The sequence below is a fragment of the Halomicronema sp. CCY15110 genome (assembly GCF_016888165.1).
Classification (GTDB): domain Bacteria; phylum Cyanobacteriota; class Cyanobacteriia; order Phormidesmidales; family Phormidesmidaceae; genus Halomicronema.
Genome location: NZ_JACSWC010000331.1, coordinates 1 through 20,974 on the forward strand (window position 1 = coordinate 1; position 20,974 = coordinate 20,974).

Genomic DNA, 20,974 nt, shown 5'->3' on the forward strand with positions numbered 1-20,974 from the left:
CACAGATGGCTCCCCTTCTCAATCTGAGAATCTAGCTACATCAATACTCTCAGGACTTTTCTGCACCACTAAGGTAGGTTCTCTATGGCTGGTTTATACAAGAGAGGAAATCGTGCAGTTTCATAGTCTGTAACCCAGTAGCAATTGGATACCGATACACACCCAAGCCAGCCTAGCAACAATTCTTGCTGATCCGCACTCCAGCCCTTAACTCTGCTCGCATCAGTAAATTGCCCCAAAGAAGATCCAAATTCGGTTCTGCACCCAACAATGTCCCCCAACCTTACCTGGATTCCATCGAGCCTTGGTGCCGTTTTGTTATTTGTATTAATTGGAGTTGAGCAGATATAAGGCTCTGCGACTCTCCTTGCCCCCATATCTACGAAAATGGGGTCTGAATCGTACTCACTGGACGACTCTGGCTGATCCCGTTTTGGCAAAATCCGTTGTTCAGTTTCTATTTCCTGACCAATGGATTGCAAAATCCGGAGCGGTTGCAACTGTTTCAAGCTGCCTAAAATGTTTGCTTTTACAATCACTTGAGACCAATCAAGCTCACCCTTTTTGCTTCGTTTTGAGTTTTTGCAATCCTTACGTCCTCTTCCATCTTCAGGATGACGGTAAGGGGCATCGAGTCGATTTAGGTATTCTTGATCAACTGTTTCTACTCTTAAAATCCCTCCACCTGCATCAGAATATTCCATGTCATAGGCCAATATTGGTACACCCAAATTCAAGCCAGCTTGAGCAGCAGCCCTGAGACTACCACCGCGCATACGAGATGCCTTCATGACCCAGATCACAGAATCGACCTCATCAACTGCGCTGAGGTCAAGCAATCGCTCAACAAACTGATCTTCGGCTAGACCGCTTTGCTGTACCTCAACTGCACTGATATGTGGTGGCGTACCTCCAATACCGGGCCTTGTCACCAATAGATCTGGTCGACGACCACCATCCACTCTGAATTCGGTTTCCACCTCCAAGCCCAAATCCTGAAATACCCTAGCTAGCTTTAGTTTGAGACGCAAATGCTCAGCCGTTTCACATTGATGACCTGGGTTATGTCGGAAGCTTGGTCGGCGGCCATTAGGTGCCCCTGGGTGTGGCTCTGTAGCAATCACAAACGTTGTATTAATACTGGGGTGTAGATGTTCGTCAGATACCAGGCCACACTTGCGGATCGCATTGGTAATTGCTGGATCGCGTATGGCATCCTCTCGCTGAGATGCGTCAATTAGACGACCGCCTTCTAGTGAGTATCCTTTTTCAATCAACATACGGCCGCCACAGTCCGGACAACAATGTATCCCTGGCGCAAAGTGATCGCGTTGTTTTACCAAAGGAATTTGCCGATGCTCAATTTCTCGCCAAGCAATGTAGACATGATCCGACAGCCCAATGGCTGACTTCAAATCAAAGGTGGCTACCGTCATAACAGTTTTCTAGATTGGTACCTTTATTCTAGTGCCAGTCTAGCCCAGTGTCAGAAGGATGTATGTTCGTATTGGCACTTAGCTACTAAGTGCTAATACTGTTTCAGGTGCAAAACTTTTGAGATGTGAACTTGAAAATTTGGAAACCTTACTTTCACGCTTCGATTAGAAATTGGGGACGATTTCGGTGACGACGCGATCGCCGCCATCCACCACGACGGTCTGGTCTGCGATGCGGCCCTGGGCGCGCGCGCCACGAATTGTGAGTTGTGGGTTGCTTTGTTGGTAGGCGACGTTGCCTTCTGCCAAGACCGTCTGGTCTTCGAGATTCCAGCGCAGTCGGTTCGTGGTCAAGCGACCGTTGTTCCGAGCTGCGATCGCCACCACGTCCTGATTAAACACCGCCACCTGCTCTTCCAGCACAAACTGGCCCCGCTGGGCCGTTATGGTGACTTGTTCCTCTGGGTTTACCACCCGTACCGACTGCTCAGCCTGAATGATTTGCTCATTGACTTCCCAAACCGCTTTTTCAGCCGTCAAGGTCAGTGGCCCATCCAATAACTGTCCCTGGACATCGCCGTCGATGGTGGCGCGGGCTTCATCCAGTTCCACCAGGCTACGCTGTCCTGTGAGTACCTGCATGACCTTCCCGTCTTCCAGACGCTCAACTTTGATGGGGCGATCGGTCTCTAAAGTTTCGTCGAGCCAACGCCACTGCAAGGTGTCACTCTGTAGTTTGATCCACGGTTCTACCTCGGGATCGGCGGTCACGGTCGTGGCAATCACATTGCCCAAAAACTCCATGCGCTGTTCGCCATCGTAAATGTAGGCTTCGTCGGCTTGCGCCCGCACTTGGGGATGACGGCCCGTAAGACCGTTGCGAATGATCATCAGCTTGTTGTTGGGCTGCCATTCCAGATTTTGGCCGTTAATCACCATCTCATTCTGAATGCCCGTGGCCACAATATTGTCTTCGAGGAAGAGCAGCTGGCCATTCTCGCGAATGATGCCCTGGTCAGCTCTGACCCGATAAAGCAGTTCACCGTCTTGATACAGTTCCCCTTCAGGATTGACCAAGTTGGCCACCTCTTGATTGGCGCTATAGGTGACTTCGTCGGCGTCTACTTTCCACAATAGATTCCCCGATTCATCGCGCTGCTCTAACGTGACATTGCGCAGGGTCAATTGTGGGTCAATCTGTTCGCTATCGTCAGCGGCGTTTTCCCACCAAGAACCTGAGGGGCTACAGGTTCTCACCCCCACCGCGATCGCCACAAATCCAGCAATCCCAGCCAATAGCCACCAAACGGGACGTTTCATACGCAAGTGACGGCAACAATAAACGCAATGGCCTTCGCCAGCTTAGCAGCCTCAACCGCTCCTGAGGGCAACAGTCGGCGACTCAGCATGGGCGATCGTCTACTTAAGACGGCTGCTGCGTCTTGATTTCCTCTTCCTCTGGTACTGACAGTGGCCGATAAGTATAGCTACTGCCTGGCCGGGGAAGTTTCTTCACTTCGCCTTTGATCTGCTCCAAATCAATATAGCGATCGGACACATTGATCAGGCTGTCGCTGGTCATCGATCGCAGGCTCACCACTTCAATGCGCGCGCCTCGGTAGCTGGCCGCATCCACCGCATAGGCCAGGTCTCCATCCCCACTGACCAAAATCGCTGTGTCGTAAAAATCGACCAGCGCAATCATATCGACCGCAATTTCAACATCTAGGTTGGCCTTTTTAGAGCCATCGGGCAGCTGCACCAAATCTTTGGCAATGACTCGATAGCCATTGCGCCGCATCCAGAGCAAAAAGCCCTGCTGCTTTTCATTCGTGCGATCGACCCCGGTGTAAAAGAAGGCGCGAAATAGGCGCGAACCGCCGGTCAATCGGCACAGCAATTTGGTGTAGTCAATCTCAATGCCGAGCTGCAACGCCGCATAAAATAGATTAGAACCGTCAATAAAAATCGCCACTCGTCCGCGATTTTCTAAGACCTGTTCTGGCGTAAAAATTGGATCTTCGCTCAGCATGTCGTGGTTGTTTAGCATCGCTTTTTATACCTGGTTTCTTAAGAATCTTGAGTGTAATAGCTGAAATAGCGAAGATGTGATTTTGGCCCACCTCTCTTAAGCTTCTACTTCAATCCGTTGGAAAATGGGTTTGGCTTTGCCGAGAGCTTGTCCGCCCGGCAATAAGCCCCAACCACTATGGGTTTGGTAAGGAAAATGCTGCCCGATTGCCAACTCATCAAAATTGCCCTCAAAGCCCAACTGGTTATAAATAGCCGTCGCCAAACTGGGCACAATCGGGGACAATAAATATCCAGCTAGCCTAACAGATTCCAAAACCGCATACAGTACAGCTTCGGTTTCGGCCTGCTCGCCCTGCTTGTATAAAGACCAAGGAGCCGTATCGTCCAGATATTTATTACTGGCCCGTACGAGCCCCAAGGCGGCTTCACAAGCTTCACTAAAGGCCAACCGATCAAATGCGGCCTGCACCTGCGTCGCGAGACCACTCCCTTTGCTTTGCAGCGGATGATCATCCTCAAAGGTCTCGGGGGCAACTGTCGGAATTTTATCGTCGCAATAACGGCCCGCCATCTTCAAAGTGCGATTTAAGAGATTCCCCAAATCGTTGGCCAGGTCCGCATTGAGGACGTTGATGAAGCGCGTTTCATTGAAATCACCGTCGCGGCCGAATTCAATTTCTTTTAAGAAATAAAATCGCACAGCATCGGCCCCGTACTGATCCACCAGAACTAACGGGTCAAGGGTATTGCCTAAGCTTTTACCCATTTTTTGTCCATCTTTAGTCAGAAAGCCATGGCCAAATACCCGACCTGGCAGCGGCAGACCTGCCGACATCAACATGGCCGGCCAGTAAACCGCATGGAACCGCAGAATGTCTTTGCCAATGAGGTGAATGTTGATGGGCCACCATTGCTTCAAGGCGTTGTCTAAAGTGGGCTCATCTTCAGGCTCTAGCAGGGCCGTCACATAGCCCAACAGCGCGTCGAACCAAACGTACAGCGTATGCTCAGGATCACTGGGCACGGGGAAGCCCCAATCCAAATTAACGCGGGAAATGGAGAAGTCTTGGAGGCCCTGCTGCACAAAACTCAACACTTCATTCCGGCGGCTGGTGGGCTGAATAAAGTCTGGCTGACCGGCGTAGAGCTGCTCCAACTTTTCCTGATACTTTGACAGCTTAAAGAAGTAATTATTTTCATCTCTCCATTCCACTTCTTTGTTGGTGTGAATGGGGCACAAATTCCCCTTCAAGAGATCACGCTCTTCTTTGAATTCTTCGCACGAGACGCAATACCAGCCTTGTTGACGGCCTTCATAAATGTCGCCATTTTCCCAAACGCGCTGATAAAAGGCTTTGACGATCGCTTCGTGACGCTCGGCGGTGGTGCGGCTAAAGCGATCGTAGCGAATATTCAACCGCTGCCAAAGATCCTGAAAGCCGCTGACAATTTCATCGCAGTGGTCTTGGGGGGCAACGCCGCGTTCTTCAGCCGTGCGCTGAATCTTTTGGCCGTGTTCGTCGGTGCCGGTGATCATCATGACTGGGTCGCCCAGCAACCGATGAAAACGGGCGATCGCATCCGCCGCGATCGTGGTGTATGCGCTGCCAATATGCGGTAACGCATTCACGTAGTAAAGCGGTGTCGTCACCGCAAAAGTGCTGGATTGATGCCCGACAGAACCCATAAATTTATAAAGACTCTAGAAGCTGAAAACAGTTAGCTTCCTTATGATACAGCAGAGCCCAGAATGCCGAAGAAGCAATCTATCAAGCCTGCTATCAGACTGTGGTTAGGGGCGAAATCGGTTGCGATACGATGAAAAATCTCGCTGAGAAATCAGGATTTAGTAACAGTAAAAGCCAGCGAGGGTAATGCTCTGTCGGCTCTACTGGCTGCCGTCCAAAAACGCGAGTGAAGACATCAAGCCAGCATCAGCAGGGTATGAATTTTCTGTCATCACAGGGGACAGTTCCCTGTTTTATCAGCCACGTCATTGTTGTTCATGCGGTAGGGAACCGTCGCCTGTGATGATCTCTGTGTCGCGATCGCGGCATCGCCAGTTCCGAACTAGTACAGCTCGGTGTAAATCCGCTGACCCATTGGCCCACTCTTCGAGAAGCCGCTCACTCCCGTTCTCCTAGTTTTGGGAGAACCAGTCTTGGGAGAAGGGGTTGGGGGATGTAGAGCTTTGCCCTTCCCGAAGGGTAGGCGGATCGGGATCGAGACTTATGCTACCGAGTACTAGCCCAAACTGAATTTACTAATTTACAGTTTCCCCCGTTGAGGAATTGGTGAGGGGTCGCTGCCACTCTTGCAGGCGTTGTTGGGCGGCGGGGTAGGCGGCGGTGCCGGACGGAATCTGTTGCACAATACTCACCGCTTCCGTTGGGTTGCTAAAGGCGGTGGACTCGGCAATGCCCATGACATCCCAACTCCACTGGTTCGCGGCCTGCTGAGCAAAGGACCAGTCGGCGCTGCTGGGGGGTACCTGTTGGGCCAGATTGATGGCGCGTACTAACGCGCTCACCGTTCCGGTTTCAGCCACTAACAATGCTTGCTGGTAGGCGTAGAGACTGGCTTCTGCGGCCTGCCAGTCGGCGATCGCTGCTTGGGCTTCGTCGTACACGGCTTCACTGGCGGGAATCTGTGACGCCACACTGATGGCCTGCCCCAAATCGCCCGCGTCGGCGAGCCGTTGGGCCTGGGTCAAAATGGGCCGATTATCCAGCCGTTGAATTTGCCAGCGCCAGTCGGCGGCTAAGTCTTGCGCTTCGTCGTAGAGAAAGCTGTTGCTGGAAATTTGCTGAACTTGGGTGATGGCGGCTTGCAGGCTGGCGCGATCGCCTGCGACGGCGGTGAGTTTCGCCTGATCGATGTAAGGCTGGTCTTCGATCAACGCGATGCTGCGCCGCCAGGTATCAATCTGGTCTTGGGTGTCATCCCAAAACGGATTGCTGGAGCTGATTTCCTCCGCTTCCGAGATCGCGGCCCGCAGACTATCCACGGTGCCGGGTCGGGCAATTTGCTGCGCCCAGTTGAGTTGGGCCACGCCTTCCAATTCGGCTTGCCATTGGCGGCGCAAGTCCCGCGCTTTGGCATACAAGGGGCGATCGCTGGTGATGCTTTGCAACCGTACGATCGCCGCTTCGTAGCCGGTGGTGGTGCGCGACCAGGTCAGCTCGTAGGCATCGGCCAGCGTTCGGAAGTCGGCCACTTCTTGCCCCAAGTCGACTGATTTAGGGATTTCGGCCAAAATTTTCAGGGCTTCGGCGCTGTTTTGCTCTTCCAGGGCATTTTCTGCTAAGGCCAGCAGATCCCGGCTTAACGACTTCAAAATGGCTTGGGCGTCGCTGTACAGGTAGCTCTCCTGGGAAATGGCGGCAACTTGTTCCAGTGCCGTCACGATGTCTTCGAGGATGCCACTACTGGCTGTCCGCTCGGCGTTCGCCAAGATGTTGACTTCTTCGCGGGTGCGGCTGATCAGACTGGTCAGCTCGTCGTAGCGAGTCGTGGCCCAGTATTCGTTATCGACCGATCGCAGCTGAATTGCCGCCGAAAAGGCTTCGCGGAAATTAGACGCTCGTAAATGATTTTCGGCTTTGCGGAAGATGGATTCTGCCTGTTCCCAAATGGCCTGCCACCGCTCGACGCGATCGCTCACCAGCGCCGCCGCTGCCGTGTTTTCGGGAATCTGCTGCGCCATGTCGATGGCGGTTTCCAGCTCCCCCTGGTTAAAAGTCTGATCGGCGATGTGTAAGATTTCGTCAGCCCAGAGTTCTACCCGATCATTAATTTCTCCCCGCATCGGATGGTCGTCGGGCAGGGCTTCCACCAGGGCGATCGCGGCTAACAAGCTCTCCACCGTACCCTGATCGGCATAGGCTTCGGCGCATTGCAGCCGGGTGGCCGCTGACGCAAAGCGCCAGGACACCGCCCGACAATTCGGCAGGTTGGGAATGCTCATCAGACTCACCGCCGAAGCACCCGCCACGCCCCCGAGCGCCACCACCATCAAAAACGCCCCGATGAGCCAGCGGTTAAATCGGGGATTAGCCGACGGCTCGTCAAATCTGGGGTCCTCTACGTCCGTCACGGCGGCGTTGACAGCTCTTGGCGGCGCGCTAAGACGCGCCGATCGCGAAGTCCGCTCAGTGGGCATCGCCGGTCGCGGTCGCTGGTCGCGCTTGGGAGGGGGCAAAGCGCCTTTCGGTAACCTGGAAGGCTGGGCCGAAGTGCCCTGAGACCACTGGGAATTGGAGTGCTGGGAACTGCTCATAGGGTCTACGACAATGTCGAGGGCGAGATATGGCTAGCGTAACGGGTCGGCATTTGACGTTCTGGACTCTATATCTGGCTGTCAGAGCGCAGGATCAACGCTGGCGATAGTATATCGATCACTTTCCAAAGTAGAACACTCTTTCAGTATTTATCCTGATTACTGCGGTTTGTAAACGTGCTGACTGGGAGGCGAGGGTTTGCCCAGGGCAAGCAGAGCGGTAGCCTGAATAGAGAGTAAACGCCTGAGGATAGCGATCGTGAAAGTGGCATTTGTGGGATTGGGGACGATGGGTGCCCCGATGGCTTTGAATTTAATCCAGGCGGGCCATGAAGTGACGGTGCACAATCGCACCCGCGATCGCGAACTGCCTCTGATGGAAGCCGGGGCACACCGGGCCGACTCACCCCAAGCAGCCGCGCAAGCAGCCGCAGTGGTGATTACCTGCGTCAGCGACACCCCCGATGTGGAAGCGGTGATTTTGGGCGATCGCGGTATCATCCACGGGGCGCAACCGGGCACCATCGTGGTCGATATGTCGACCATTAGCCCCACGGTAACGCGAGCGATCGCCGCTGCTTTGGCTGCCAAGCAAATTGACATGGTGGATGCTCCGGTATCCGGTGGTTCAGAGGGGGCGCAAAAGGGCACGCTGTCGATTATGGTTGGCGGCGCTGCCGCTGTGGTGGAAAGGGTGCAGCCCGTCCTCGCGGCGATGGGCAAAACCATCACCCACGTGGGGCCAATCGGCGCTGGGCAGACTACGAAGGCCATTAACCAAATCATTGTGGCGGGTACCTACTGGGCGATCGCGGAAGGGCTCGCCCTGGGCATGAAGGCGGATCTCGACATGGAGCGGGTCGTCCAAGCCGTGAGCGGGGGAGCCGCCGGGTCTTGGGGCCTCGATAATCGCTCTGGCAACATGATCGATAACAACTATCCCCTCGGGTTTCGAGTGCGCCTACACCGCAAAGACCTCAACATTGCCCTCGAAGCGGCGCGGGAGCTGGGGGTGACGCTGCCGATGGCGGCCTACGTGGAGCAAATTGAGACGGGGCTGATCGGGCGCGGTTTTGGGGATGAAGATGTGTCCGCGATCGCCCGCAGCATCCGCGAACAATCCGGCATCGACGATTAAACCCCGTCCACCTCATCTAGCCTTCTCATTGCTTATCGCTCTCAGGTTTTCGGAATGCTTTCGGAATGCGTTGGTGCATGACTTTGGATAGAGTGTGGTATGCCGTGCATCGATATGTACCAGAGTTAGAGGCCGCCGTGCGAAAGTTAGTCGCCGTTGAAGAGCCATAGCGGCCCATCGTCACCAGACAGTAAAGGGGATTGGGGTGACTGGTTAACTGAAAATCGTCATCCCGAACTCAGGTTATTTTTATTGTCCTCACACAATTCTGTTCAAAATTATCACGGAATATTACAGCGACGGCTCTCAACGGTCTTAGGACGATGCTTTCTCCGCCGTTGGGGGCATGTTGCGGCATAATCTCCATGACTTGAGCAACCAACTTTTTGGGAACTCTGGAAACAGGCAGGTGCCATGATTCAGGTCGCCCCCTGCTAGAGGCGATCGCACATGCAGACACCGCTTGATGTTTGCCCCGGTGACTGCGGCGGCTGCCTCCGTTAACTGTGATGAGATGCGTGTGAATTATGAAGGCCAAAGTTAAAAACGACACGTTGTTTAAGCTACAACCCGTCTTGTCGAGTGAGCTCAACGATACCGATAAGATGTTTGTGCCCAGCGGCCGTGAATATGACCTCAAGTTCTTTGCGGAGGCCGCCGGACACCACCTCAGACTAGAGCTGGCGACCCCTGAGCCCAGCCATCCCGACGGCGTCACCTGGTACGTCGCTCAGTCCGACATTGATTTTGAAAGCGAAGGAGTGACAGCGACGGTCCTGCAAGATACCGTTTTGAAGCGGCAGCCCGTGTTGTCGAGTGATTTGAGCGATGATGACAAGCGCTTTGTGGCCGCCGGAACGGAACTGAAATTGCAGTCCTATGCGCCAGCGTTTAACCAGTCGACCAAATTAACGCTGGCCGATGCCTCAGGGGCGGATGCGGATATTTGGTTTGCTGACACCAAGGCGCTCAAGATCACGGGGCAACGGCTGATGCTGCATGTCATTAGCGACACGGTATTTAAGGCTAAACCCACCCTGGCAAGCCAGCTTGACCCCGCCGAAAAAGTATTGGTGCCCAAGCAGACGACATTGACGCTGCAGTCTTACAGCGAGGTGGAAGGCAGTTATCTAAAAATCGCAGTCGCTGATCCCCTACTCGGTGAGGGCGATCGCAGCATTTGGTATGCCTTTGCCCCGGATGTGGAATTAGAAGGCACCGAGCCGAACAACCATCCCCAAGACCGCAATGCCGCTGGACGGGTGCAGACCCGCGATCGCGGCCAACCGTTAAACCTACCCGGCTTTCAGGGGGCGTATTACAGCAACACGCCGATTATCGCCGGGGGCTACTTTACCTGGGCGCAGGCCACCCACGGCGGCACCCGCATTCCTGCCAGTACCGAAGTCGTCTACGGCATGATCCACCTTGCCGAGGCGCTGGAAGAAATCCGCGTGATCTTTGGCAATAAACCCATTGAAATTGTTTCTTGGTATCGTGATCCCGCCACGAACTTGCAAGTGGGCGGCACCAAAAACTCTCGTCACCTGACCGGGGATGGCGTGAACTTTATCGTGCATGGGCTCAGTCCACAGCAGGTCTATGCCCAGCTAGACCCTTGGTGGGGAGCGCGGGGTGGCCTGGCCACTGCCGCAAAATTCACGCACATTGATGCGCGCGGCTATCGGACCCGCTGGGCCTACGAATTTTAGGGCGATCGCCCCAGGCCAAGTTCGAACTGGAGGGAGCCTGGGCTAGCCGCCGCCCAGCAGCGGGTCAAGTTCAGCGTAGTCGGGCAAGGTGGTGTCGATCGCGCGTCCCTGGCGCAGCACAACGCGATCGCCCTGAGCGCGCGCCAATAACTCGTTGAACGATCGCGCCTTGAACAGAATCAGATCGGCGGATTGGCCGATGCCGATCCGTCCAGCATGTTCCAATCCCATCAGGTCGGCGGGGGTGCGGGTGATGGCGAGGGGCCAGTCGGCGATGGGGCGATCCAGATGGGCGATGCGAGTGCTTTGGGTTAGCACTTCCAAGCCATCCAGATCGCCGTAGGCGTAGAACGGGTCGCGGGTATTGTCGCTGGCGATCGCCACGGGAATGCCCGCCGCCTTGAGTTCGTGCAAGATGGTGACCCCGCGATAACGCGGCGTGAGTCCCGGTTGGCGATCTTGTAGATAAAGATTGCACATGGGCAGGCTGACAATGCCCAGGTTAGCCACTTTGACAAGTTCCAAGGTGGCGGCAACGTCCGCGATTGACTGCACCGACAGCGAACAGCAGTGCCCACACACCACCGAATTTTCAAAGCCATGGCGCAGCTTAGTCTCCGCCACCGCGCGGAGCACCTGCGAGGCCGGATCGAGGCTTTCATCCACATGCAAATCCAGCGCCAGATCGTACTCTGTGGCGAGGGTAAAGAGCCGATCTAACTGTGCGGTCAGGTCAGGGTTAGGATAAGCGACCCCGCCGAGAATACCTTGATGCTCGGCGACCAATTGGGCCAGTTTTTTCCCTTGATCGGTCAGGTAATAGTCCAGCGATACTAGGCTCACGGTTTGCAGCGTCAGGCGATCGCGCCACGCTGACTGTAGGGCTGTCAGCACTTCTAAGGCCGTTTCCGCCATTGGGCCAAAGGCGTCAAAGTGCGTCCGCAACGCTTGGGTGCCGTGGGCATAGGCACACCGCAAGCTAAACTCCATCCGCTGGTAAAGGTCATCGCGCTGCCAATGCTGAGCATCGGCGATCACGGCGGCTAACGCCTGATCAAACGTGCCGTCTGGGTTGCTTTGGCGCGGCCAAATGTGTCCCTTGTCTAAATGGGTATGCAGATCAACAAAGCAGGGAAACACCAGACCCCGAGCAAGGTCTATGGATGGCGTCTCGGGGGGAGCGGTGCCGACGGGGGCGATCGCGGCAATTTGGCCCGCTTGAATGTGCAGATCGGCTGCCACTAAATCTTCGGAAAAGGGGGCTGCTGCTAACGACTTCACGGGAGTCCGATGGCTGACCGTGGCAGCCAAAAAGCATTGGGGAATACGGGCATTACACAGCCAGAAGGCATCGGCTGACGGCGGCGTAACAAAAGGGGTGATCGGCATGTTGAAAAAAAACGCAACTGAAGCCTGAGTTCAGGCTAGCCCACGAAACCTATCGACAACTTACCAGCTTTTCCTATGGAAAATTAATTTTCCTGACGGAGCGCGCTTTCGTGCCAGTGGCGGAGCAGGCGATCGCTCAGCCAGGTCAAACTGACAAAAATCAAGACGCCCAAAACGGTGGTCATCGCCAAGGCCGCAAACATGCGGGGAATCTGGAGCTTATAGCTCGACATCAAAATTTGATAAGCGATCCCCGATCGCGCGCCGCCCGTTCCGGCCACAAATTCGGCCACCACCGCGCCAATCAGAGCAAGGCCACCGCTAATGCGCAAACCGCCCAAAAAGTAAGGCAGGGCGCTGGGCAACCGCAAATGCCAGAGGGTCTGCCAGCGGGAAGCGCCGTAAAGGCGAAACAGATCTTGCAAATTGCGATCAGCGCTATTTAGCCCCAGGGTCGTATTGGCAATAATCGGAAAGAGCGCCACAATCCATGCACAAACGACCAAAGCGGCAAAGGTACTGTTTTGCAGCCAAATGATAATCAGGGGGGCGATCGCCACAATCGGCGTAGTTTGCAAAATCACCGCGTAGGGAAATAGGCTGCGCTCGATCCACTTGCTCTGGGCAAACAAGACCGCGATCAGCACTCCCGACACCGTTGCCGCCAAAAACGCCACCACCGTTATTTGCAGCGTGATCAGCAACGATGGAAATAGCTCTGGCCACTCGGCAATCAGAGTTTGAAACACTAATAGCGGCCCCGGCAGCAAGTATGGCGGCACCGCAAACAACCGCACGGCTCCTTCCCACAAGAGCAACGCCAGCAGGCCGACAATCAGCGGGGCAATCACCTCTGGACGGGCGATCGCCGACCAGAGCCAAACGAGTCGAGACGGTTTTGGTGAAACGGTCTTCGATGATGGCGCAGTGACGGACGGTAACGGCGATTCTTGGAGCATCAGGACAATCCAGGGGCGGCGGTCGACAAGGAAGATGGCGCTAGTGGCTCACCACCGGCCAGCAGATGGGCAATGTCGCGACAGTATTGGTTGAATTGGGGCGACGTGCGAAAGTCTTCGTCCCGAGGGTAGGGCACGTCAATGGGCACCTCGGCCAAGATGTGCCCCGGTTGCGCTCCCATCACCACCACGCGATTCGATAGATACACCGCTTCGTAAATGTTGTGGGTCACAAACACCACCGTCCAGTGATACTGCTCCCACAGCCTCAGCAAGTCACTGTTCAAGCGACCGCGACTCATCTCATCCAATGCGCCAAAGGGTTCGTCCATCAACAACACATGGGGTTGAGTCACCAGCGCCCGAGCGATGGAAACGCGCATTTTCATGCCCCCCGACAGCTCGCGGGGATAGCTCTGCTCAAAGCCTTGCAGCGCGACCAAATTCAACGCCGCTTGAATGCGACTGCGACTGGCCCGCAAGGATTGCCCCTTAAGCTTCAAGGGCAGGTGAACGTTGTCTAACACGGTGGCCCAGGGCATCAATGCCGCATCTTGAAAGACGTAGGCCAAATCGCGATCGCCCGCCACCCCCGGCGACTCTAGATAGCCATTCGACGGCGCTGCCAGTCCGGCCATGAGCTTGAGCACGGTGCTTTTGCCACAGCCCGACGGCCCCACCAAACTGACAAACTCACCTTGGCGCACGGCCAAATCGACGCCCTGCAACGCCACCGTGCCATTGGCATAGATTTTGTTGACCTGATGCAGCGCGATCGCAGTCGATGTCATAACCCTATTTCAACCCACGCGGCAGCAACCCAATCTCAGCCAGCGAGCCTTAAGACTGGTAATACTCTGCCCCTTTGTTCACAAACTCTAACGTAAAGGCTTGGGTGTAATCGACCTCAGAGCTGAGCACTTCCGCGTCTACCAGCTTGTCGTAAAAAGACTTCCAGCGCTCGTCAGTCATTGCGCCGATGCCCATGTCTGCCGCTGCACCCGAGACGACAATGCCGTATTCCTTCATTTTGGCAATGCCGTAGGCAATCTGCTCGTCTGACATCTCCGGATTGTCTTGCTTGATCAGCTCGTTCCCCGGTGTGGGGTCGTCATTGAGATAGCTGTACCAGCCCTTGATCGAGGCATCCACAAACCGCTGCACCAAATCAGGATCGTTGTCGACAATCTCTTGCCGGGTCTCAATCGTGGTGGAATAGGGATCATAACCGTAGTCGGCCAGCAGCAACACCACTGGCTCAAAGCCCCCTTCCTGACGGATGGACAGCGGCTCAGAACTCAAATAGCCCTGCTGCGCTGAAGTCTGATCCGCCAAAAACGGCCCCGGATTGAAGTTGTAAGGCCGCTTCATGTCTTCTGTAAAGCCATACTTCGCCGCCAAAAAGGGCCAGTAGGTAACGTTGGCCGCCGAGGAGATGTAGATGGGTTTACCCTGCAAGTCCTCCAGCGAGGCCACCCCCTGATCGGGGTGAGCAATCAAAATCTGCGGATCTTTTTGAAACATCGAGGCCACGGTGACTTTGGGAATCCCTTCTTGGACGGCCTGCAGCGCATCTGACCCGTAGCCCATAAAGAAGTCAACGCTGCCGCCCATGAGCAGTTGCGTGCCGTTGACCTGGGGGCCACCCATCTGTACCGTCACGTCGAGGCCATGATCGGCATAGATGCCCGTGGCGATCGCCTGATAAAAGCCGCCGTGCTCGGCCTGGGCGTACCAGTTGGTGCCAAAAGTGACGGCTTGTAGTTCGCCAGTAGGGGCACTTTCCGCCGACCCCGATGCGGGTGGGGCCTCGGGGGTGCCACCGCCACACGCTGCCGCCACCCCCGTACCCACCAACAGCGATCCATAACGGACAAATTTTCGACGACTAATTTGCTGTGGGTGCCACATCCAACGCTGATTCAAGACCTTGCCCTCTCTTGCCAATTCTTTCTATCCTGAGACCGCCCCCCGCAACTGCATTAGCCGCCCACCAACAAGCGTAGGCCAGTGCAATCTCGGCGATCGCTCCCATCGATTTATCTATTGTGAAACAAATTGAGGCAGGCCGTCGGAAAAGGCCGAAACGGTTGCCAGTGATACCATCACGGTATCGAGATACCACTCATTGGTCTCTGTGGCCGACCTTAGGAACCATAAGACATTTCAGCCCAGCCAGGTCGTTAGTCAGAGGAGTGCCCTGGATCTGTCGAGGGCGTCATTAGCGATCGCCATCCCCCTGGGTAAAAGGCCTGGTCGCCTACCGGCGGTTCGATTACCCAGAGCTGGATCAACGCTCTCGAAAATCTACGAGGTGGCCGCTTCCGATACTTCGGCTGAAGCCTCGGCTTGACTCGGGGCCGAGACCTCGGCCATGCGGATGATGTCCTGGCGCGGGTTGGCTTGGGTGATTTGTACTTGCAAGTGTTCACCCAGTTCCACATTGCGCTCAAACCGCATGGGCAACTCGATACCCAAATCTTCGAACATGACCAGCCCTAAGCGATCGCCCTCGCGCAGCCAACGCAATAGCATCACTGACCAAACATAGTCAAAGCCTTGACGGCGCAGATATTCCAACGCCCAATAGCGCTTGGTTTGCCGTTCCACCAACACGGCCTCATAAGCCCCCGAACTCACTCCTTGAGTTAATTCGGTAATCTCTTCAGAAGAGAAGGGCAAAGGGTCGCCCCGGAGGTGTGCCTTAATTTGGAAATGCACCAGCAAATCGGTATAGCGGCGAATCGGTGACGTGACCTGGCTATAGCCTTCTAACCCGAGGGTGGCGTGGCGAGCCGGGGTGATGCCCATCTCACTGCGGGGCATACAGCGCCGAATGGCCGAGTAGCGCACGAGGGCCGACGGCAACTGCATGAGTTCTTCTTCGGGCGGCAACTCCGGTTGTGGTTGACTGCGGAAGGGGATCGCTAAGGCGTGGTCTTGACCGTAGCGGGCCGCGACTTCCCCCGCCAAAATCATCATCTCGGCAACGAGTTCGCGAGCGGGCGAGTCGTCGAACATTTTGATCTCAATCGATTCCTGGTCATCGTTCTGAGACACTCGAATGGAGGTCTCAGGCATATGAATGTTGATGGATCCCTGCTGCGCCCGCCATTGCTCACGCACTTTGGCCCAATGGGCGATCGCCAACAGTTCCAGCTCTGCTTGGATGCCTAAATCCAACATTTCATCGACATCTTCGTAAGTGAGTCGATAGGTGGGTTTAACGAGGCTGGCCGCAATTTGATAGTCCGCGATCGCCCCCGCCTCGGTTAGCACCACCCCAAAGCTCAAGGCACAATGCACTTCTCCCTGGATCAAGCTCATGGGGCCAGTCGCCAGCTCTAGCGGAAACATCGGCACCATGCCCGTCGGCAGGTAAACGGTGGTGCAGCGTCGCCGCGCTTCCAGATCTAAATCATCGCCGGGAATCAGCCAGCGGGTGGGGTCGGCAATATGAATCCACAATCGCTGCTGACCATCAGCCAACATTTCGACGCTCAGAGCATCATCAATCTCGCGGGTGCTTTCATCGTCGATTGTGTAAGTTTTGAGGTGCGTCAAATCGAGACGATTCGCATCGGCATCGGGGGGCGGATTGCTCAGGCGGTGCTGCGCCATAGTGAGAAGAGCCTCTGAAAAGTGCACCGGAACTTGCCGCTTCCGCAGTTCCAGATTTTCGTGCCGCTGCCAAACCCCCAAATCCACCAGTAGGTTAAGCGCCGAGTCGGGGCTAAAGCCGCGACCCAGAGCGGATAATATTTCCTGAGCAGGAGCTTTTTGGTTCGACTCTTCGCCCCACAAAGCCAACTTTTCGATCACTTCTAAACGCGGGCGATCGCTCTTGAGCCATTCTACCGACTCGCCCGCTAGACATTGTTGAACGCGCGACAAAAAACCGTCCCATTCAGCCTGACGTTGGGCTTCTTTTTCAATCTGATGGAGCTGGTCTTGGACTTGACTGGCTGAGCGGGGCTCGTAGCGATCGCCCTTTTGCTTGAAATAGACCTTGTCCGCCGACAGCATTTGGTGGGCCGCATAGCAAAAAGCTGCTCCCTGATCAGAGAACAGCAATTTCGCTAAAGCCGCCGGATCAGTCGACTCATTCGTTTCACTGAGCAACTCCCAAGCGACCTCTAAGTTGCTGGGATCAATATATTCTGCCGCTTCAGCCAAAATTGAACTAACAATTTCTGGTTCAAAAACCTGCCCCCCCAGCTGAAAAGTCAGCGAACGGGGGTGAACAGTATGGGACTGGCCCTGATCGTCTATAACGATCCAGTTTTTTTTACCCTCAGGCCGATCTAACACACCTAAGCGGGAACTTCCTTTGACCTGGAATTCGACAAGCGTCCCCTTTTCCACAGTCCCCAACGTTCCCCATGATTGTTACGACATCTAAAGCATAGCGGCCAGGCACAGCGCGCCGATTAGCCTTCCGTGTTTACATAGGGCAACAGGGCTAACATCCGAGCTCGCTTGACTGCCGTAGTCAGGTCGCGCTGCTGCTTAGCGGTTAAACCGGAAATGCGACGAGGCAAAATTTTGCCACGCTCGGTAATAAACTTGCGGAGCAAATCAACATCTTTGTAATCAATAGCGTCACCCGGCTTGATGGGGGACAGACGACGACGAAAATAGGCCATGGGAAAAACTACCTCTTGTTCTTGTGAATGTGGTTGACGACGAGATTACTTAATCTCTTTGTGCACGGTGTGCTTGTTGCAGTGCGTGCAAAATTTCTTCAGTTCAATGCGGCTGGGAGTGTTACGACGATTTTTCTCAGTCGTGTATCGAGACACCCCATTCGACCGCTTATCGTTGTTAGTGCGACACTCGGTGCACTCAAGAGTAATTACTAAACGAACGCCTTTAGCCATGACAAGTTAGATCAGCCTTAATAACGAGAGACACAATCTCCTATTATTTCATGGCAATCATGATCCTGCAAATATTTCTTGCTGTTAATACCAAGCAAGTTTTTCACTCTCCGAGCCGATGTCTTTAGCTCTGAATCATCATCAGCCAGTGATCTTTGTCGGCAAATCGCTGAGGCGTCCTGATTGCGGCTGGGAATCTTAGTATCGGTAGTTCAGATTAATCGGTGTCCCAATGGTAGAGGGTCGTCAAACAGGAACACTCAAAGTCTGGAAAAGCGATCGCGGCTTTGGCTTCATTAAACCGGAGGATGGCAGTCAGGATGTTTTCATCCACGTCACGGCTATCCGTAAGGCCGTGCGTGGCCCCAAAGTGGGCGACATCATTCTGTACACCCTAGATTTACAAAACGACGGGCGGCTCAGAGCCGTCAATGCTTCTATTCAGGGGCTCGCGGTTCAAAAACCCTCTAGCCGCAAGCAGACCTCGCCAAAGTCGATGCCACAAGCACAGAGAAAATCTGCCCGGAGCCATGGTGAATCATCGAATTCCAGGCGTAACTGGTGGCTAGCCGCTGGAGTATCTGGGATATCCATCATGGGCCTAGCCGTCATTGGGATTGGATGGTTGACAGCCTCAAATCTTTATTCCAATGATGACGGTGCACCGCTAACCGACGCCTCACCGCCTGACAGTGCCGCCACAATTCCCCCGGAACCGACAGCGCCCCTGCCAGAAGCCACCTCGTCGCCGCCAGAACCGGTAACATCTCCGTCAGAGCAAGTCGCGCCGCCGCCAGAACCGGTAGAGGCCGCGCCACAATCAACCAGTGTTGCTTCGAGGCCAGTCCCACCTCCGGCCGACCCAGTGCCAACTGTTCCTGACTCGGCGGCAGTGACCCCAAACTGCAATATTAAAGGCAATATTTCTTGGAATTCCGGGAATAGGTACTATCATCTGCCCGGCATGGAAGACTATGCCATCACTGAGATTGATGCCGATAGAGGCGAACGTTGGTTTTGTTCGGAGGCGGAGGCCGAGGCGGCGGGTTGGAGCAGAGCGCCGACGCCTTAAATCTGTGTCAAGGTCAAAGTCCCTCATGTAAACGTTGATACCGCTGCCAGCACCCACAACTGGCTGATCGGAGGACTAGGTACTTTTCAGGGTCTGAAGTTGCCAGGTGTGGTCTTCGGCAAGGCGCAATAGCCAGCGGTGGTGAGCTTCTAGCGACTCATGGTGGCCGACACTGAGATACGTGGTCGAGGTGGCCTCCAGGGCTTCGTATAGTTGCGCTTCGTTGTGGCGATCGAGGGCGCTGGTCGCTTCGTCAAGTACGGCATAGCGGGGGCAGTGCAACAACACCCGGGCAAAACTCAGCCGCTGCTGTTCGCCCAAGGAGAGGACATCGCCCCATTCTTCCTCCGCATCAAAGCCGCCAAAGCGTTCGGCCAGGTCGGGCAAATTGACTGTCTTGAGCACGTCGTGCATCTGCTCGTCGGTGATGTCGGCCTCGGGATCGGGATAGCGTAGCTGTTCGCGTAGGCTGCCGAGAATCATGTAGGGCTTTTGGGGCAAAAAGAGCAAGTCCTTCAACTCGGGCCGTTGAATGACCCCAGCGCCAGAATTCCACAGCCCCGCGATCGCTCTCAACAACGAACTCTTGCCACACCCACTCGGCCCTGCGACCAGTAGCGAACTATCGGTGGCGAGTTCCAGCGTTAGGTCTTCGATCAGGGTGCGCTGGTAGTTGGGGGTTTGCAGCGTGAGGTGGTGCAGGCTGAGTTGGGGCGCAGTTTCTTGCACAATGACGGGCTGCATTGGCACGGTGGCCGTTGCTTCGACGGGGGGATCCGGGGCTGCTGGCGTCTCCACCTCAGCAGCGGCGATCGCTGATGCTGGAGTCGCCTCGGTATCTGACTCGGTCGCTAATAAATCAGCGGCATCTTTTTTATGTTCAAGCTGGCCCAGCGAGGTGGCAAAGTCGTGCAGTCGGTCGATGCCAGCCCCAAACGCGGTGAGCGCCTGGAACCGATCCACAATCACGTTGAGTGAAAAGAAGACGCGAATAAACGCGCCTTGGGCTTCGCTGACTTTGCCCACTTCTAAGTCCCCGCTAAACACGGCGGGAGCTACCACCAGCGCAGGCAGCACAAAGGGAATGAATTCGTAGGCATTGGTCAGGCCATTGAGACCCAGTTGCCATTTGAGGAGGCGTTTGTAGTTGTCAAAGGCCCGCATAAAGCGGTTTTGGACTTGAGTCGATTCCTGATTTTCGCCTTGATAGAAGGCGATCGCTTCGGCATTTTCGCGAATGCGGACGAGGCCAAAGCGGAAATCGGCTTCTCGTTTCAGTTGCTCAAAGTTGAGTCGCACCAACGGCTTGCCAAAGACCCCGACCGTCAAAATTGTCCCCACGATCGCATAGCCGATCAAAAACAGTACCAGTTCTCGCGAAATGCCCCACAGCACGCCACTAAAAGCGGCGATTTCTAGCACGGAGGAGGCCACTACCAACACCAGGGTCAGGGACTCTTGGGTAAAGCTGCGGACATCTTCGGCAATCCGCTGATCGGGGTTGTCGATTTCCGTCTGGAACTGGTTGATGCGGTAAAAGGCGCGATCGCTGAAATATCGACTGACAAAGCGATCGGTGAGCCAACGCCGCCACTCCAGCCCCAAGCGATCGCGCAGGTACGTATAGCCAGCCAACAGCGGCGCATACACCACCAAGATGCCGATAAAAACGACGACCGTTTGCCAAAAGCGCGCCTCATCTTTGGCCGACAGCGCCGAAATGAGTTCGCCCCGCTGACTGTTTAACACCACACTCAAGCCGGTGTAGCCCAACAGCAACACCACAATCAGCAACAGCAGCCCCCGCGCCCGCCACTTTTCATCGCTCCACCAATAGGCTTTCGCGATCGCCCAAAATCGGCGCAACCCTTGAAAATTCAACCGTTCCATAAAGGACTGTCACTATTCGGCGCACAACCCCTTCATTGTGTGTCATTTTGTGAAGCTTTGGGGATCGCCCGGCGGGGCAGCCATGGCAGCAGGGCGGAAACCATGAGTCGGCATCGCAAGCCTCGCGCAAGCCTTACCCTCGCACTCTCCACCGACTGATTGCCGGTTCTGCGGTGCCGCATTAC

General features: G+C 55.2%; 16 protein-coding genes. 3 read left to right on the forward strand and 13 right to left on the reverse strand.

Translation table 11 applies throughout. The features are described 5' to 3' along the window. Positions 1-68: 68 nt before the first annotated feature. From JUK32_RS15850 to JUK32_RS15870, 5 genes are all read right to left on the reverse strand, one after another. A complete protein-coding gene (locus JUK32_RS15850; RefSeq protein ID WP_204139838.1) occupies positions 69-1,436 on the reverse strand; it encodes a hypothetical protein in 1,368 nt (455 codons plus the stop codon). A gap of 165 nt (positions 1,437-1,601) precedes the next feature. Beyond that, entirely contained in the window at positions 1,602-2,756 is a 1,155-nt protein-coding gene (gene lptC, locus JUK32_RS15855; RefSeq protein WP_204139839.1) for an LPS export ABC transporter periplasmic protein LptC, read from the reverse strand. 103 nt (positions 2,757-2,859) lie between these two features. Then, positions 2,860-3,486 (reverse strand): NYN domain-containing protein, encoded by a 627-nt coding sequence (locus JUK32_RS15860; RefSeq protein ID WP_204139840.1) that lies wholly within the window; start codon positions 3,484-3,486, stop codon positions 2,860-2,862. Between the two features lie 78 nt (positions 3,487-3,564). Further along, positions 3,565-5,157, reverse strand: coding sequence for a methionine--tRNA ligase (gene metG, locus JUK32_RS15865; protein WP_204139841.1), 1,593 nt, complete (start codon positions 5,155-5,157; stop codon positions 3,565-3,567). A 576-nt stretch (positions 5,158-5,733) separates the two neighbouring features. Beyond that, positions 5,734-7,671: a hypothetical protein gene (locus JUK32_RS15870; protein WP_204139842.1), complete on the reverse strand. Its 1,938-nt coding sequence runs from the start codon at positions 7,669-7,671 to the stop codon at positions 5,734-5,736. 337 nt (positions 7,672-8,008) lie between these two features. On the opposite strand from JUK32_RS15870, the gene JUK32_RS15875 reads away from it, so the two are divergent. Then, positions 8,009-8,887, forward strand: coding sequence for an NAD(P)-dependent oxidoreductase (locus JUK32_RS15875; RefSeq protein WP_204139843.1), 879 nt, complete (start codon positions 8,009-8,011; stop codon positions 8,885-8,887). A 527-nt stretch (positions 8,888-9,414) separates the two neighbouring features. Then, complete coding sequence (locus JUK32_RS15880; RefSeq protein ID WP_204139844.1) at positions 9,415-10,599, forward strand: D-Ala-D-Ala carboxypeptidase family metallohydrolase; 1,185 nt, start codon at positions 9,415-9,417, stop codon at positions 10,597-10,599. Positions 10,600-10,641: 42 nt separating this feature from the next. Here the strand turns inward: JUK32_RS15880 and JUK32_RS15885 are convergent, their stop codons facing one another. From JUK32_RS15885 to rpmG, 7 genes are all read right to left on the reverse strand, one after another. Next, positions 10,642-11,988, reverse strand: coding sequence for a cytosine deaminase (locus JUK32_RS15885; protein ID WP_204139845.1), 1,347 nt, complete (start codon positions 11,986-11,988; stop codon positions 10,642-10,644). A gap of 83 nt (positions 11,989-12,071) precedes the next feature. After that, positions 12,072-12,947: an ABC transporter permease gene (locus JUK32_RS15890; RefSeq protein ID WP_204139846.1), complete on the reverse strand. Its 876-nt coding sequence runs from the start codon at positions 12,945-12,947 to the stop codon at positions 12,072-12,074. Continuing rightward, complete coding sequence (locus JUK32_RS15895; RefSeq protein ID WP_204139847.1) at positions 12,947-13,738, reverse strand: ABC transporter ATP-binding protein; 792 nt, start codon at positions 13,736-13,738, stop codon at positions 12,947-12,949. The genes JUK32_RS15890 and JUK32_RS15895 overlap by 1 nt, the downstream gene beginning before the upstream one ends. 49 nt (positions 13,739-13,787) lie before the next feature. Then, positions 13,788-14,858: an ABC transporter substrate-binding protein gene (locus tag JUK32_RS15900; protein WP_204139873.1), complete on the reverse strand. Its 1,071-nt coding sequence runs from the start codon at positions 14,856-14,858 to the stop codon at positions 13,788-13,790. Positions 14,859-15,254: 396 nt separating this feature from the next. Continuing rightward, positions 15,255-17,312, reverse strand: a complete 2,058-nt coding sequence (locus JUK32_RS15905; RefSeq protein WP_204139848.1) for a ribonuclease R family protein — start codon at positions 17,310-17,312, stop codon at positions 15,255-15,257. A 65-nt stretch (positions 17,313-17,377) separates the two neighbouring features. Continuing rightward, positions 17,378-17,593, reverse strand: a complete 216-nt coding sequence (rpsR, locus tag JUK32_RS15910) for a 30S ribosomal protein S18 (RefSeq protein WP_204139849.1) — start codon at positions 17,591-17,593, stop codon at positions 17,378-17,380. Between the two features lie 45 nt (positions 17,594-17,638). Further along, positions 17,639-17,827 carry a 50S ribosomal protein L33 gene (rpmG, locus tag JUK32_RS15915; RefSeq protein WP_072041276.1) on the reverse strand — a complete coding sequence of 63 codons (189 nt, stop codon included), beginning with the start codon at positions 17,825-17,827 and terminating at the stop codon, positions 17,639-17,641. Positions 17,828-18,059: 232 nt separating this feature from the next. Here rpmG and JUK32_RS15920 point away from each other — a divergent pair, with 232 nt between their 5' ends. Further along, positions 18,060-18,899, forward strand: a complete 840-nt coding sequence (locus JUK32_RS15920; protein ID WP_204139850.1) for a cold shock domain-containing protein — start codon at positions 18,060-18,062, stop codon at positions 18,897-18,899. Between the two features lie 75 nt (positions 18,900-18,974). Here the strand turns inward: JUK32_RS15920 and JUK32_RS15925 are convergent, their stop codons facing one another. Next, positions 18,975-20,789 (reverse strand): ABC transporter ATP-binding protein/permease, encoded by a 1,815-nt coding sequence (locus JUK32_RS15925; RefSeq protein WP_204139851.1) that lies wholly within the window; start codon positions 20,787-20,789, stop codon positions 18,975-18,977. Positions 20,790-20,974: the final 185 nt, after the last annotated feature.